Source organism: Halobacillus alkaliphilus (assembly GCF_900113125.1).
GTDB classification, from domain to species: domain Bacteria; phylum Bacillota; class Bacilli; order Bacillales; family Halobacillaceae; genus Halobacillus; species Halobacillus alkaliphilus.
In genome coordinates this window covers 59,714-75,182 of record NZ_FOOG01000009.1, presented here as the reverse complement: position 1 = coordinate 75,182, position 15,469 = coordinate 59,714, and the positions used below count along the sequence as shown (strand labels likewise).

15 protein-coding genes are annotated in these 15,469 nt (G+C 41.9%); all 15 read left to right on the top strand.

The genetic code is table 11. The features are described from left to right. Window positions 1-103: 103 nt before the first annotated feature. The 15 genes from BMZ06_RS07505 to BMZ06_RS07435 all read left to right on the top strand — a co-directional run bounded on the left by BMZ06_RS07505 (window position 104) and on the right by BMZ06_RS07435 (window position 15,430). Window positions 104-790: a response regulator transcription factor gene (locus BMZ06_RS07505; RefSeq protein ID WP_089751437.1), complete on the top strand. Its 687-nt coding sequence runs from the start codon at window positions 104-106 to the stop codon at window positions 788-790. Further along, window positions 787-2,139, top strand: coding sequence for a sensor histidine kinase (locus BMZ06_RS07500; RefSeq protein ID WP_089751436.1), 1,353 nt, complete (start codon window positions 787-789; stop codon window positions 2,137-2,139). The genes BMZ06_RS07505 and BMZ06_RS07500 overlap by 4 nt, the downstream gene beginning before the upstream one ends. Window positions 2,140-2,183: 44 nt before the next feature. Continuing rightward, a complete protein-coding gene (locus BMZ06_RS07495; protein WP_089751435.1) occupies window positions 2,184-2,717 on the top strand; it encodes a PepSY domain-containing protein in 534 nt (177 codons plus the stop codon). Between the two features lie 94 nt (window positions 2,718-2,811). Continuing rightward, the gene (locus tag BMZ06_RS07490; RefSeq protein ID WP_089751434.1) at window positions 2,812-3,333 is read left to right on the top strand and encodes a PepSY domain-containing protein; all 522 of its coding nucleotides are present in this window, start codon (window positions 2,812-2,814) and stop codon (window positions 3,331-3,333) included. Between the two features lie 127 nt (window positions 3,334-3,460). Continuing rightward, a complete protein-coding gene (locus BMZ06_RS07485) occupies window positions 3,461-3,832 on the top strand; it encodes a VOC family protein (protein WP_089751433.1) in 372 nt (123 codons plus the stop codon). Between the two features lie 229 nt (window positions 3,833-4,061). Then, entirely contained in the window at window positions 4,062-4,793 is a 732-nt protein-coding gene (locus tag BMZ06_RS07480; RefSeq protein WP_089751432.1) for a ZIP family metal transporter, read from the top strand. A 119-nt stretch (window positions 4,794-4,912) separates the two neighbouring features. Further along, entirely contained in the window at window positions 4,913-5,527 is a 615-nt protein-coding gene (locus tag BMZ06_RS07475) for a PH domain-containing protein (protein WP_089751431.1), read from the top strand. A 288-nt stretch (window positions 5,528-5,815) separates the two neighbouring features. Next, window positions 5,816-7,036 (top strand): hemolysin family protein, encoded by a 1,221-nt coding sequence (locus BMZ06_RS07470; protein WP_089751430.1) that lies wholly within the window; start codon window positions 5,816-5,818, stop codon window positions 7,034-7,036. Window positions 7,037-7,250: 214 nt separating this feature from the next. Beyond that, window positions 7,251-8,339 (top strand): FAD-dependent oxidoreductase, encoded by a 1,089-nt coding sequence (locus BMZ06_RS07465; RefSeq protein WP_089751429.1) that lies wholly within the window; start codon window positions 7,251-7,253, stop codon window positions 8,337-8,339. Between the two features lie 172 nt (window positions 8,340-8,511). After that, on the top strand, window positions 8,512-9,279 hold the full coding sequence (locus BMZ06_RS07460; protein ID WP_089751428.1) for an IclR family transcriptional regulator: 768 nt from the start codon (window positions 8,512-8,514) through the stop codon (window positions 9,277-9,279). A 122-nt stretch (window positions 9,280-9,401) separates the two neighbouring features. Then, window positions 9,402-10,037, top strand: a complete 636-nt coding sequence (locus BMZ06_RS07455; protein ID WP_089751427.1) for a bifunctional 4-hydroxy-2-oxoglutarate aldolase/2-dehydro-3-deoxy-phosphogluconate aldolase — start codon at window positions 9,402-9,404, stop codon at window positions 10,035-10,037. Window positions 10,038-10,051: 14 nt separating this feature from the next. Continuing rightward, window positions 10,052-11,059, top strand: coding sequence for a 2-dehydro-3-deoxygalactonokinase (locus tag BMZ06_RS07450; RefSeq protein ID WP_089751426.1), 1,008 nt, complete (start codon window positions 10,052-10,054; stop codon window positions 11,057-11,059). Beyond that, window positions 11,056-12,204, top strand: coding sequence for a galactonate dehydratase (gene dgoD, locus BMZ06_RS07445; protein WP_089751425.1), 1,149 nt, complete (start codon window positions 11,056-11,058; stop codon window positions 12,202-12,204). Before BMZ06_RS07450 ends, dgoD begins: the two co-directional genes overlap by 4 nt. Before the next feature lie 296 nt (window positions 12,205-12,500). Next, complete coding sequence (gene gntK / locus BMZ06_RS07440) at window positions 12,501-14,048, top strand: gluconokinase (RefSeq protein ID WP_089751424.1); 1,548 nt, start codon at window positions 12,501-12,503, stop codon at window positions 14,046-14,048. A gap of 29 nt (window positions 14,049-14,077) precedes the next feature. Then, window positions 14,078-15,430: a GntP family permease gene (locus tag BMZ06_RS07435; protein ID WP_089751423.1), complete on the top strand. Its 1,353-nt coding sequence runs from the start codon at window positions 14,078-14,080 to the stop codon at window positions 15,428-15,430. The last annotated feature ends 39 nt before the right edge of the window (window positions 15,431-15,469 follow it).

Below are 15,469 nucleotides of genomic sequence, written 5' to 3'. Positions count from 1 at the left end.
GGGGAATATTTTTTTCAACATAATCCGCATGAATTATATTGCTACAGTAATCGACGTTAATAAGAAGAAAGTCATAAACTCTGTAATATAAGGGAGGATAGTTATGAGTGAAACTTCAATATTAGTCGTAGAGGATGAAGAGAAAATTGCTAGAGTTTTAGAACTCGAACTTGAGTACGAAGGGTATAAAGTAGTAAAAGCTAAAGATGGTTTAGAGGGATTGCAGTACATCCGGGAACAAAAATGGGATCTGATATTGCTTGATGTCATGCTTCCTGGTATGAGCGGTATCGACCTTTTGCGGAGGATACGTACGGGTGATGATCAAACACAGGTAATCATGCTGACAGCAAGGGATGGCCTGGATGATAAGGTTACAGGACTCGACCTTGGAGCAAATGATTATGTGACCAAGCCCTTTCAAATGGAAGAATTACTGGCACGAATTAGAGCTACTCTCAGAGTGGGTGGAACGAAACAGTCAGCGGACTTCCTGGAACTAGCTAATCTAAAAGTAAAAGAAGCGACGCATGAGGCCTTCCGGGGTGAAAAAGAACTCCAATTGACAGCGAAAGAGTTCTCCCTTCTCGTCTATTTCATGAGAAATCAACGTCAGGTGTTAAGTCGTGAGCAGCTTTTAGACCATGTGTGGGGGTATGATTACTATGGGGATACCAATATCGTAGACGTGTACGTGCGATATGTACGAAATAAGATCGATAAGGGATATGAACCGCACCTTCTTCATACTGTTAGAGGCGTCGGATATGTATTGAAGGATCCACGATGAAGCTTGCTAATAAGATTCACATTTATACGACCGTATTATTTGCAGCTCTTCTGCTGTTGATTATTGCCACGATTTATTTTTCCTCTAAAAACATCATGTTCAACAGTGATGTAGAACAAGCCAGGGCAGAAGCGGAGCAAATCTTATCAGGAGTTGGTGATAATCAGGGGGAGGCTAAGGCAAGCGACCTACTTCGCGCTTATGTGCCACCCGGGGGGATGGTCGAAGTTGTCTCTCCAAATGGACAACCTGATGTAACCGTTATAGGGGGGAGTGGTGAGTTACTGGCCAAGCAGGAGTCAGAGTTTCATCAGGGAGAGGTTAATAAGGTTCAAATAATAAACGATACTCCTTATGCTTTTATCTCTATTCCTATTGTTTGGACGAATGGAGAAGTAGCAGCCCTGCAGCTTACTGAGTCGATGAAGGCCACTTCTGATAATTTGGAAGTGCTTGGCATCGTACTAGTTGCCGTCAGTATTTTGACTGTTATTCCCCTGTTCTTTTCAGCTCGCTTGTTAAGCAATTTAATCACTCGGCCTATCACCTCGCTGATACAAACCATGAACGATACTCAGAGCAGCGGCCGTTTTCAACGTATTGAACTTCCTAGGAAATCCAAGGATGAATTGTATCAAATGACAGAGACCTTTAACCAGATGATGAACCAGCTTGAAGCCAACTATGAGAAGCAGGAAAGTTTTGTTTCCAATGCATCTCACGAATTGAAAACGCCTCTAACGGTGATTGAATCATACTCCAGTTTGCTAAAGCGCAGAGGTAAGGAGGATGAAGATCTTTTTAACGAATCTATAGAAGCTATCCATTCAGAAACACAAAGGATGCGGAAGCTAACCCAGCAAATGCTTCTGCTTGCAAAGCAGGATGAGAAGTGGAAGCTGGACATGGAAGTTCACTCTTTAACCACCATTCTTCAGTCAACGGCAAATTCGTTTGAGAAAGCTTACCAGCGAGAGGTCTCTATAGAAGTCGTGAATGAAATAGAACTAATGACGGATCAGCAGAAACTTAAACAGCTTCTTTATATATTTATGGATAATGCTCGAAAATATAGTGAGGACCAGATAGATATTCGCATCAAAGAAGCTCAGGGGAAAGCGGTCATCCAAATTACAGACCACGGAATAGGGATCTCAAATGACCATTTGGATAAAGTGTTTGACCGTTTCTACCAAGTAGATGAAGCGAGGTCCCGCAAGTCTGAAGGACTTGGTTTAGGGCTTTCCTTAGCCCGGGAATTGGCTCAAGTTTTAGAGGCGGATATTTCATTAACCAGCGAGCGCGGGAAAGGTACAACAGCATCCATTCTTCTGCCTATTTCTCAGTGAATTCTCATAATCACCTATTATAATTATAGTAGAGGTGAAGATCTATGGATAACAAACTTAAAAAGAGGGTGCTCATAACCATTGGAATATGTGCAGCCGTTGCTTTTATTAGCTGGGCGAGCGTACGTTACTGGATGGGACAGAATGTTTTGTCAGCAGAGGAAGTTCGTGCTCAAATCCAGAGTCAATATAAAGGTGAAATTACTAATATAGAGAAGGTAGAGGATCGTTACCTTGTAGCTCTTCAGCTAGAAACAGGAACGTATCGATTGGAAATGGCTGAGGGGGACGGGCGCATCATTCGTATGGACAGAACAGGAGAGCCTTCTCCTGCCAATGATGAACCAGCCAATCCAGAGTCCCCTGATGAAACAGAAAACAAGCAGCCGATTACCGAAGAGCAAGCAAGGGGGATTGCTCTAGAAAGAGTAAATGGTGAAATAGACGATGTCGATTACGAGTCCTCTGAAGAAGGGCCTTATTTCTTAATTGAAGTCGAACTGGATGATGACCGTGAAGCGACTATTCAGGTTCATGCTATTACAGGGGAAATTATGACTGTCAGCTGGAATGATTAAATGTTTTCTCATCAAATTCTCATTTTTATCTCCATGGATTCTCATCTTTCCTCGGTAAGCTGTAGATAGAATCAAACAAAGGAGGAAACAAAAGGTGAAGAAAAAACTGGTTGTTGGCGGTATAGTAGGAGCAGTCGTTCTTGGCGGAGCTTTTGGAGCTAATGCGATGACGAATAACGGAAACGATTGGAATGGACAGACGGCAAGTCTCTCACAAGAGGAAGCGGAAAAAGCGGCTAAAGAAGAAGTGAGTGGCTTGACCATTAACAAAGTCGAGAAAGATGATGACGACGGTCGACTGATTTATGAAGTAGAAGGAACTACTGAAGATGGCAAAGAAGCAGATGTCGATGTCGATGCGAATACAGGTGAAGTGATAGAGACAGACAGCGATGATGATTCAGACGACAATCAAAATAGCGCTGATGTAAAGATCACCAAAGAAGAAGCTGAACAAGCAGCAAAGAAAGAAGGAAAAGGTAAGATTGAAGAGATTGAAGTGGATGACGGTCACTATGAAGTAGAAATGTCTGACGGTCAAGATGAGTATGAGATCAAGATCGATGGCCAGACTGGAGAAGTTATTGAATCAGAAAAAGATCAGGATGACGATTAATTTTACTTAAAGGCTGCAGTAGGTGCAGTCTTTTTCTTTTATCTATATATAGCGTATTATATTAGGAAAGAGAATAGTCTTATTTAAAATTTCTACATTGTTGTATAGGGAAAGGAGAACAAATCATATGTATAAAGGTCTTCATCACGTTTCTCTGTTGGTTACCGATATTGAACGAGCCAAGCATTTTTACGGTGAGGTGCTAGGTTTTGAGGAAAGCAGCGAACGTCCAGACTTTGGATTTCCCGGTGCCTGGTATCAGGTGGGAGAAACACAGATTCATTTAATTGTACATAATGAAGGCAAAACTCTACGTGGAACATCAGAAATTGATTCAAGGGACGGTCATTTTGCTGTGAGGGTAAAGAACATAGAAACTTTCCTTGAAAGAATGGAAACCTATGGCGTAGAGATATTAAATAAACCTCACAATAAAACGGACTGGCATCAAGTATTTATTTGTGATCCTGATGGAAACGTTATTGAATTTAACAAGTAGCAATCAGGGAAAGAATCACCGTTGATCAAACTGGGTGCATAATCAACCAGAGCTTACTTGGATAAAAAACAAATCATACAAGTAAAAGAGAGATTCCGTGATTTTGGGAATCTCTCTTTCAGGTTCAATTCCCTCTTTTTCCTCTCCTGCATAACCTGGTAAGGCCTGTACATATAGTGAATAAGACCATTAAAGTCTTAATCTTCCATCAAAGCCAAGGGGGCTGGCTATGGATTCAAATGTTATGGTAATGACTGCTTCGGCTTTGGTTACAGGACTGGGAGCTATCCCTGTGTTATTTATTCGCAACATTTCCCACAGAAGAATGGATGCTATATTAGCTTATACGGCAGGGGTGATGATGGCGGCTTCAACGTATGGTTTAATCCCTGCTTCCTTAAAACTAACGAACTTATATATTCTTGGTTTTGGTGTACTTGCTGGAGCTCTGCTATTAAATATGCTTGAATATTTTATTCCCCATACAGACATGGATCATGAGAGGGATGACATTATTCTTTCTTCTCAATCCTGGATGCTGGTTGTGGCGATGACCTTACATAATATTCCGGAAGGGCTATCGGTTGGGGCTAGTCTAGCCAGCGAAATAGAGAACTTGGGTCTGGTAGTAGCGCTGTCCATGGCTCTTCAAAACGCACCGGAAGGGTTCCTGGTGGCCATATTTTTAGTGAATCAACGAGTTTCAAAACTTATAGCCATCACGTTTGCGATGGCCACAGGGGTTACTGAGTGTCTTGCGGGGTTTGCGGGGCTGTATTTGGTTCAATTCGCAATGTTTCTTGTCCCTTATGGCCTGGCATTTGCGGCAGGAGCGATGTTGTTCATTGTTTATAAGGAACTTATTCCTGAAAGTCATGGCCATGGATATGAGCGACTGGCAACATTTTCTTTCCTTCTTGGTTTACTCAGTATGATTGGATTAGTTGAGTGGTTCAGATAGGGAGAGGATTCGGAGACTGAAAAAGTAATAAGTCTTTTCGATAGAGAAGGATAGTCGCCTTTTTTGTCGAAATAAATGATGAAGAGTTTCAATTTTGATTAATGAAAGGGGAGATTGTTTTGTTTAAGAAGCTGGCCAGTGATGCTTTAGGATTAAGTGATATAGGTAAAATTATTAAAAAAGAAGACTTTGATAAAACACAGTCGGATGACTTTGTACTGACTGAGGATGGGGAGAAAATTTTCTTCCTCATTAAATCAAAATCTGACGAATATTGCTTTACAAACAGAGCGCTGATCCATTTGGATGGAGAGAAGGCATCCAGCAGTAAACGAAATATTTTCCGATATGATTATTACCAGCATCATATCAGTAACCCCTCGATCGAAACGGCAGGGACGATCGATTTGGATTTAGAAATTAAATTCACAATGGGAAATAAAGTATTCAGTATTGATATTGCTAAGGATGAGGGTGAAGCGATCGCTGATTTGTATAAGTCACTGGTAGCGATTTCTCATATCCAGGAGGAAAATCGCCTGTATTCGGATTTTGCCAGAGATAGCCTTGGCACAGCAAGCTCGCTGATTAAAGATAACCGCTTCCATGATAATGATATCTCAAAGGAATTCGAGCAGGCAGCTAACTTTGCATATGGCTGGTATGAACAAAAGCATCGCGAAAATACACAGAAGGATTTTAAAGAGGTATTTGAAAAATATATTCATAATTAAACGTAAAGGAGAGCCTTTCTAGATGCTCTCCTTTTTTTATTTAAATATATGGTTGAAAGGGTTAATATTTACTTCTCTCTATATGTAAGGCTCAAGCTCGCTCGAAAACAGAAAAATTGTTAAACTTATAAATGGTATTTTTATCGCAAGTTTCATCAAGGGTTATGCACTTTGTTTCTTTAATGAATCTTTGGAGCAAAATGATCTTAGCTTGCAAAACTGTTTGAAGAAGTAACATTTAATCACATTTTAATATTTTAATATGTCCATTCTAGGAGGAAACTGTACTTGATTATTGCTATTATCTTTTTGTTATTTGTCTCACTCTTCTTTTCGGGGAGCGAAACAGCTTTAACAGCTGCGAATAAAATGAAATTACAATCAAGAGCAAATAATAATGACAAAAAAGCAGAAAATCTGCTCCAGTTAATCTCAAAACCGAGTGAGTTCATTACCACTATTTTAATCGGAAATAACATTGCGAACATTTTATTGCCCACACTTGTTACCACTCTTGCGATTCAATATGGGTTCAGTGTAGGGTTAGCATCAGCTATTTTGACGGTGACGATTATCATCTTCTCCGAAGTCATTCCGAAATCAATAGCAGCTACATTTCCTGATCGTATTTCTCTATTGGTTTCACCTGTCATTCGTTTTTTTGTATTTGTATTTAAACCAATTACCATTGTACTTAATAAACTGACAGGTGTGATCACTAAGGCACTTGATAAAGGTCAATCTAATGAAGTTTCCATCTCTAAGGAAGAGTTGAGGACTATGGTTGATATTGCAGACTCTGAAGGAACCTTTAACGAAGAAGAATCTCTTCGTATCAAAGGTGTATTGGATTTCTACAATCTGAATGTAAAAGACGTCCTGAAGACCCCGAGGGTAGACATGATTGCTCTTCCCGCAGATGCTTCTTTTGAAGAAGTGAGAGATATCGTAATTCAGAACCCTTACACACGATATCCTGTGTATAGAAAAGACGTGGATGACATCATAGCTGTTTTCCACTCGAAGTATTTGACCTCCTGGTCCATGGATCCTGAAAAACCATTGGAAAATTTTACTTACAAGGAACCATTAATCATTTACGAGTTCCAGAAAATTGAGTGGGTATTTAAAAAGATGACGAGAGAACAAAAGCACATGGCTATTGTCCTCGATGAATATGGCGGCACCGAAGGGATTTTATCACACGAAGATGTTATTGAAGCTATGATTGGGCTGGAAATTGAAGATGAAATGGACACTCAAACGGATACGATTATTGAGAAAGTTTCAGAAAATGAGGTTATCTGTGATGGAAAAATAACTCTACGCCGATTGAATTCGATCTTCGATACTGAGATACCTGAGGAAGAAGATGTACTAGCAGGATACTTATTAGAGGAGTTTAACTTGTTTCCAGAAGAAGGAGATGTATTGGAGAGAAACGGCATTTCATTTAAAATACTTGAGATTCAAGGCAGGAAGATTAAAAAAGTCCAGGTAGTCAAATAACTTTGTGAACCAGGGAGTTCAGAAGAAACTGATCAATGATAACCTTGCCCGCTTAAAATGATATTCCCTAAGATTTAGAGGAGCGATCTTATAAGGTCGCTTCTTTTTGTCTGTTTAACCCAGCTTTCTTTAGGGCATTCTTGGCTTCTTTGGCATAAGGTGAATCTTTTTATGCATACTAAGGGAATCAAGAATTCTTTGGAGGAGTCAGCATATGAACATAGCAATTATGGGATCCGGTTTAGCAGGACTCTCGTGTGCATTAACCCTTGAAAAATATGGGTATCAAGCGGATGTTTTTGAAAGACGGGAAGAGGTAGGGGATCGATTTGTCATAGCGGAAGCCATGTTTTCCATGTTTCACACTCCTTATGATGACGCGATTAAGTTTCTATCGGAGACACACGATATACACTTAAAGCCCTCCAGCAACCTGCAAAAAGTCTATTTTTATTCAAAGAATGAGTCTTCCTTTATTGATGGACATCTGGGGTTCACCAACATGAGAGGGAAGCACCCTGATTCTTTTGAGAAGCAAATGGAAAGTCAGATGAAAGGAAAAATTAAATACAACCAGAACGTTACTTATGAGGAACTCTCAAAGGAATACACGCATATAGTTTTAGCTACAGGTGATCCTCTGGATACTAAAAAAATTCAGCCCTATGACGTGGCTTTTAAAGCAAGTTTTAAAGGGGCAGTTATAAGGGGAGATTTTAACAAGACAGAGGCGCATGTGTTTTTTAATCACGATTATGCTCCTAAAGGAATGGCTTATTTACTGCCTCATTCTGATTGTGAAGCTTCGCTTGTACTGGTTTATCCACAATATCCAGAGAATGAGCATTTAGATAAAGACGAGCTGTGGAAGATGTGTCTGGAAGATGCATGTAAGCAATTGGATCAGGAATTTACGATTGTAAATGAGTATTCCGTTAAAGATTATCGCATTGGAAAGTCGGAAACAGATCGAATTGGAAATACATTTTTCGTCGGGAATTGCTGGGGATCTATCACGCCTGTATTTGGCTTTGGGCAATTTGAATCAATCCTAACAGGGATCTATGCCGCCCATGACATCGCGGGCGTTGGCGATTACACGAAGCTCGTTAAGCCACTTTCTCAGAGTTATCATGATTCTCTTACCTTACGTAGAACCATGGAGAAATTAAATAATAATCAACTGGATTTAATTACAAAGTCAATTAACATTCAGTTAATTGAGAGTATGATTACGAATAAAGATTTAAATTTAATGAAGATCTTGAGCCGCATCATTCATCCGTTTAGTCGAAAAGCATAGGACACTTCTTAATCATACTTCTCGTCTTATTAACTAAAAGCATTGGTCATTCCAGTTTTCCAGGAATAGACCGATGCTTTTGTATTTGCGTGAACGGATTGAATAAATGATAATTTCCCTGAGGCAAAGTTGAATATGATAAGCTTATAAATAATAGAGGAGGGGAATAAGAATGAGTGAACGAACAGCTGCAACCGTACAATCTGTAGACCGGGCTTTATCTATTCTTCAGCTTTTACAGGAGAATTCTGATGGGCTGGGAGTTACAGAAATTGCTCATCGTCTAGATGTGGCGAAAAGCACGGTTCATAGACTGCTGGCTTCATTAAAGCAAAAAGGTTATGTAAGACAAGATGACATGCTTGAGAAGTACCGACTAGGATTAAAATTGCTTGAACTTGGAGAGACCGTCTCGGAAAACTTGGATATTCGAACAACTGCGAATCCTTATTTGGTGAAGCTCGCCCAGGAGACAGGCGAGACCATTCATTTAGGAATAAGAGAAGAGGCCGAAGTCATCTACGTGGATAAAGTAGAACGATATGCGCCGATTCGTATGTACTCTTCCATTGGCAAGCGCGCCCCGCTATATTGCACGGGGATTGGAAAAGCCTTGCTTGCCTTTATGTCTAGTGAAGCAGAAGATAGTCTAATGAGTACTCTCACACTAAAGAAATTCACGCCCCATACAATTACGGATAAGAATGAGTTGAAGAAGCACCTGGGCCATATACGTGAACAGGGTTACTCGATAGATAATGAAGAGCATGAAGAGGGGATTCGTTGTACAGCTGCACCAATTTGGAATCATCGCGGCGAAGCGATAGCGGCCATTAGCGTGGCAGGTTCCATTTCAAGGATGACAGAAGAAAAAGTTGAATCTTGTACGGACAGTCTCTTGCGTACATCCCTTGAGATTTCACGTATGCTTGGGTATTGAAGGAGAAGAAGCCAGTTGACAAAAACATCTGGAATACTTTAGGTTATTAGTAGTTGAACTTTTTTTAATTATAAAGTGGAACGATGTTCCGTAATAAGGAACAATGCAGAGAGGAGATTTTGATGACAGTACTAGAAATGGTCGAAAAGGAAAAACTGGTAGCCATTCTGCGACTTCAGGATACGCAATTTCTTGAGTCTATAGTGAAAAGCTTATATGACGGTGGGATTCGTATTCTTGAAATAACGATGAATACACCACGTGCACTCGAAACCATTCAACAAGTGAAGGAGCAGTATCCTGATATGACTGTTGGAGCAGGGACTGTGCTTGATGGAAGTTCGGCCCGCGATGCTATTCATTCAGGTGCTGACTTCATGCTGGCCCCTACTTTAAAGGAAGAAACAATTCAAACTGGAAACCGTTACGGCGTACCAGTTATTCCAGGAGTTTTCACTCCAACTGAGGTGTTAACCGCTTACGAGTACGGAGCATCACTGGTAAAGGTTTTCCCGGCAACTCAGGTGAATGCCGGTTATATAAAGGATCTTAAAGGCCCTATGCCGTTTATTAATGGAATGGCAGTCGGAGGGATTTCAGCATCGAATTTGGAAGAGTACCTTAAAAGCGGCTGGCACTCCGTAGGTCTTGGAAGTTCGTTGGTTCATCCCAAATGGGTGGAGCAAAAGGAATTTCATAAAATCGAAGAAGCGGCGGGAGAGCTGGTCGCCATTCGAGATCAAGTCTTTAAAGATTGAGGAGGGGATACTTTATGGCTAAGATAATCATCGATTGTGGAACGACCAATTCTCGTCTGCGACTGGCAGCAGGAGAAGAAGGTCAGCTGACCGATGTTCTAAAAATAGAAGCTGGTATCCGCAATACGGCAATGGATGGAAATACAGATCGTCTAAAATCGTATTTGCAAGAAGGTATTCGGTCACTGGTCGAGCGTAATGGATTAGAACTATCAGATGTTGATTATATGGCCGCTTCGGGCATGATCACATCAAATATCGGTCTTTTCGAAGTTCCGCATGTGACTGGACCTGCTGGAGTAAAAGATTTAGCTGCTCAAGCAAAATTGGTCAAGCTCGAAGAATTTTTTCATATTCCCTGCTTGTTTATTCCTGGTATGAAGAGCATCAGCCTCGAAGGTACTACAGAAAGTAGTTCGATAGATGAGTATGATGTGATGCGCGGGGAAGAGGTGGAATCAATAGGACTCTGGAATCAGCAGCGGCCGCATGGTAAAGGACTAATGGTTCTGCCAGGCTCCCATACGAAATTCGTATTTGTGGAAGAGGGTGGGACTCTGAAGAAAAGTTACACTACACTCGCTGGTGAACTTTTGAAAGCGATTCAATCGGAAACGATTCTGTCCGGTTCGCTTAAGGAGGAGCTGATTGAGTCTTTCATCTCTGGTTACTTTGATGAAGGGTTTACATCGTGTGAGAAAGTCGGAGTCACACGTGCTTTGTTCCACGTTCGTCTTCTGGATCTGCAAGGTAAAGTTAATGCTAATGAACGAGCCAACTATATGGCTGGGGTCCTTTTTCATGAAGATTGGAAAGCTCTTAAACTTGCACTCTCAAATCTGGATAGACTTGATTGGGTTATGGTTGGAGGTTCCAGTCCGCTCAGAGAACTGTTTGTTTATCTACTGCAAAAGCATGAAGAGGATTGGGAAATTCATGAAATGGATGAAAAAAGCAGTGATATGGCCGCGTTTCACGGAGCGCTGGAAGTCATAAAAGCTTATGAGGAGGAACAGATATGAAAATTAGAAGTTATGAACTATTTCAAGTACCACCAAGGTGGTTGTTCTTAAAAATTGAAACGGATGAAGGCATTGCCGGGTGGGGAGAGCCCGTAATTGAAGGAAGAGCTCACACGGTAAAGGCAGCCGTTGAAGAACTAATGGAGAATTTAATCGGTAAGGATCCTTTCCGCATTGAGGATCACTGGAATATGCTTTACCGTTCTGGCTTTTACCGGGGAGGCCCGATTCTGATGAGTGCTCTTTCCGGTATTGACCAGGCGTTATGGGATATTAAAGGGAAATATTACAACGCTCCCATCTATCAATTGCTAGGAGGAGCTTGCCGTGACTCTATCAAAATATATTCGTGGATCGGCGGCGACCGGCCATCTGACGTAGGGCAGGCAGCCAAGGAGGCAGTAGACACAGGGTTTCAGGCCATCAAAATGAATGGAACGGAAGAAGTACAGTATCTTGATTCGTATGAAAAAATTGATCAGACGGTAGAACGTGTAGCATCTGTACGTGAAGCGGTTGGAAAAGGAGTGGGGATAGGAATCGATTTCCACGGGCGTGTTCACAAACCTATGGCTAAAGTACTGGCCAAAGAATTGGAACCATACCGCCCGATGTTCCTTGAAGAACCTGTACTTGCTGAGAACAATGAAGGACTGAGAGAAATTGCCCAGCATACCCATATTCCTATTGCTACAGGTGAACGAATGTTCTCTCGCTGGGACTTTAAGAATCTATTATCCGATGGATATGTTGATGTCATCCAGCCGGACATCTCTCACGCAGGAGGAATTACGGAAACCAAGAAGATCGCCTCGATGGCGGAGGCGTACGATGTAGCTCTGGCTCCGCATTGTCCACTTGGACCTATTGCTCTTGCTTCCTGCCTGCACGTGGACGCTACATCTCATAACGCAACCATTCAAGAGCAGAGCCTGGGGATTCATTATAATAAAGACAATGATCTGCTGGACTATATAAAAGACCGTAGTGTGTTTGATTATGAGAATGGTTTTGTGAAGATTCCGCAGGGGCCTGGGCTTGGCATTGAAATTGACGAAGAGTACGTCAGAGAACGAGCAAAAGAAGGGCATAACTGGCATAATCCGATATGGCGTCACGATGATAACAGTATAGCTGAATGGTAAGGGGAAAAGGAAAGCCCTGTTAAACAGGGCTTTCCTTTTTTAATGAAAAATTTTTTATTACAACTTGAAATGAATGGTAAATCCTTATGGTGGGAGTCAGCAAGGGATACAATCGCGATTCTCATGAAAATTAGTTTCATAAACAGGGTTGAATTGAAAAAAATTTTATGTATAATCATTAGTGAAAGAAAAAAATTTCGTTAGCAAATCCAGCTTTTAAAGATATTTTTTTCTGCGAATTGAAAGCGTTTACCGTTTAACTTATCAATCTAGCACATGTCGTGGAGGAAAATGATATGAAAAGAGAACTTATTGTAGCCATCGATATTGGTACGACCAGTACGAAAACATTAGCTTACGATCAGGAAGGTCGTATATATGCGGAGGTAGAAAAAGAGTATCCGCTCTATTCTCCTGAAGCGGATCGCAAAGAACAGGATCCCGATGAAATCTATGAGGCTGTTATTTATACACTGACAGAGGTTTCACGCACGGTTAAACAAAAAAGCAGAGAGATTGCAGCTGTCAGTTTCAGTTCAGCTATGCACAGTCTTTTGGCTGTAGACGAAAATGGACGTTTGCTGACCAACGCTCTTACATGGGCTGATCAGCGTTCCGTTAAAGAAGCGGAAGAGCTGAAAGCGGGCAGAGGGCATGAAATTTACCTGCGGACTGGAACGCCGGTGCACCCGATGTCTCCACTTACAAAATTGATTTGGATGAAACGGCATGAACCTGAACTCTTTGCTCAGACGTCTAAATGGATTTCCCTTAAGGAATACGTTTTTTACAAGTTATTTAACCGTTTTGTCGTCGATCATTCCATTGCATCTGCAACAGGTCTCTTTAACTTAAAGGAACTGACCTGGGATCAAGAAGCTCTGGAAATAGCAGGAGTATCAGCGGAACAGCTGTCTGAACCTGTACCTACGACAGAAATCATTCGCGGACTCTCCAGTGAACATGCTGAAGCACTGGGCCTTGACTCTGAAACACCCTTTGTAATAGGAGCAAGTGATGGAGTACTTGCGAACATAGGTGTTGGGGCGATTACTCCAGGATCAATTGCCTGTACTGTAGGAACAAGTGGAGCTATTCGAACTGTAGTGTCTGAGCCAGCGGTTGATCCCAAAGGCAGAACGTTCTGCTACGCGCTTACGGAAGATCAGTGGGTAATTGGCGGGCCGATTAACAATGGTGGAATTTCATTCCGCTGGGTGCGCGACCAATTGTTTCCGGACTTACAAGAGAAAGCAGCTGCCAATGGTGAGAGTGCTTACGACGAATTAACCAGACGTGCCTCCAGTGTAAGTGCCGGGTCAGGCGGGTTGTTGTTCTTACCTTATTTAACGGGAGAGCGCGCTCCATTCTGGGACGCAGACACAAAAGGTGTCTTCTTCGGATTGACGCTTGATCATGGAAGAGACCATATGATTCGCAGTGTTCTTGAAGGAGTCATGTTCCAAATGTATTCGGTAGCGCTTGCGTTGACAGAAGCGGGTGTGGAGCCGGTAGAATACCGCGCAGGCGGCGGATTCGCACGCTCTGAGCTGTGGCGTCAGATTATGACAGACATGTTTGAAACGGACATGATCATTCCAGAAAGCCACCAGGGCTCATGCTTAGGGGCTGCCTGGCTTGCTATGAAGTCACTGAACTGGATCGATGATCTCTCAAGTATCCAGGACATTCTTCAAACGACAGTGAAACATACGCCAATTGAAGAGAATGTTCACACGTATCGTCTTCTAAAGCCTATTTATTTAAGATTAGCTCGGAAGCTGCCTGAAGAATTTAGTGCTATTTCAGATGTTCAGCGAGAGCTTATGGATCACCATAAATAAACATTCAATAAAGAGAGGAGAAGATTAAAATGGAATCGACAGCGGGGTTAGTGATTGTAGCCGTATTAGCGGTTGTGGCCTTATTATTTTTAGTTATGAAAACCAAGCTTCAAGCCTTTGTAGCGTTACTTACAGTTAGTATTTTAGTCGGTTTGGCCGTAGGAATGAATCCAGGAGATATCATAACAACGATTGAGGACGGAATGGGAGGTACTCTTGGTTACGTAGCCGTCATTATCGGTCTTGGTGCCATGTTTGGTGAAATTCTTCGTGTTTCAGGAGGAGCGGAACGTCTCGCTCTTACACTAATTGATAAATTTGGAGAAAAGAATATTAGCTGGGCCCTCGGCCTAACTGGTTTTATTGTATCGATCCCGGTTTTCCTTGACGTGGCACTCGTGATCTTAGTTCCAATGATATACAGTTTAACTCAGCGTACGAAAAAGTCTTTATTATACTTTGGTATTCCCTTACTTGCGGGTCTTGCGGTTACCCATAGTTTCATCCCGCCGACTCCTGGGCCGATCGCCGTAGCATCCTTGCTTGGCGCAGACCTGGGCTGGGTCATTCTATTCGGTTTCTTAGCTGGTATTCCGGCTATGATTCTTGCTGGACCAGTCTTTGGTAAATATATTTCTAAGAAAATTCATGTTGGAGTTCCAGAGTATATGCTCGAACAAGTGAAGAATGTGGATTACGATCAAAAGAATCTTCCTAGCTTCAAAAGTGTTGTAGCTATCATCACCCTTCCTCTTGTGTTGATCCTTGTCAATACGTTGTCTGGTCTTGTGCTCGCTGATGACAGTACAGCACAGAGCATTCTTACATTTGTGGGTCACCCATTTGTTGCCTTAACGATAGCGGCATTGTTGACGTTCTACTTCTTCGGGATTAAACGTGGTTATTCTAAGGAGCAAGTACAGGAAATTACCACGAAAGCCCTTGAACCGGCAGGAATTATCATTCTAGTAACTGGTGCCGGTGGCGTATTCGGTGAAATGCTGATCCAATCTGGCATTGGGGATATCCTTGCTAATGCTATGGAGCAGACACAGATGCCGATTCTCGTATTCGCCTTTCTTACCGCTACAGTCGTACGTATCGCGCAAGGTTCTGCTACCGTATCAATGATCACAGCGGCTGGACTAGTTTCTCCACTGCTTGATACCTTTGATGTAAGTGAACCGATGCTTGCTCTATTAGTTATCGCGATTGCATCCGGTGCAACGGTTGTATCTCACGTTAACGACTCTGGTTTCTGGCTGGTAAACCGTTACTTCGGATTGACGGAAAAAGAAACGCTTCAATCCTGGACGGTTATGGAAACCATTATCGGTCTTGTAGGATTTGGTGTTGCCTTGATTTTAAGCATTTTTGTATAAGAACAATGAAGAGACTTCCTTTATCAGGAGTCTCTTTTT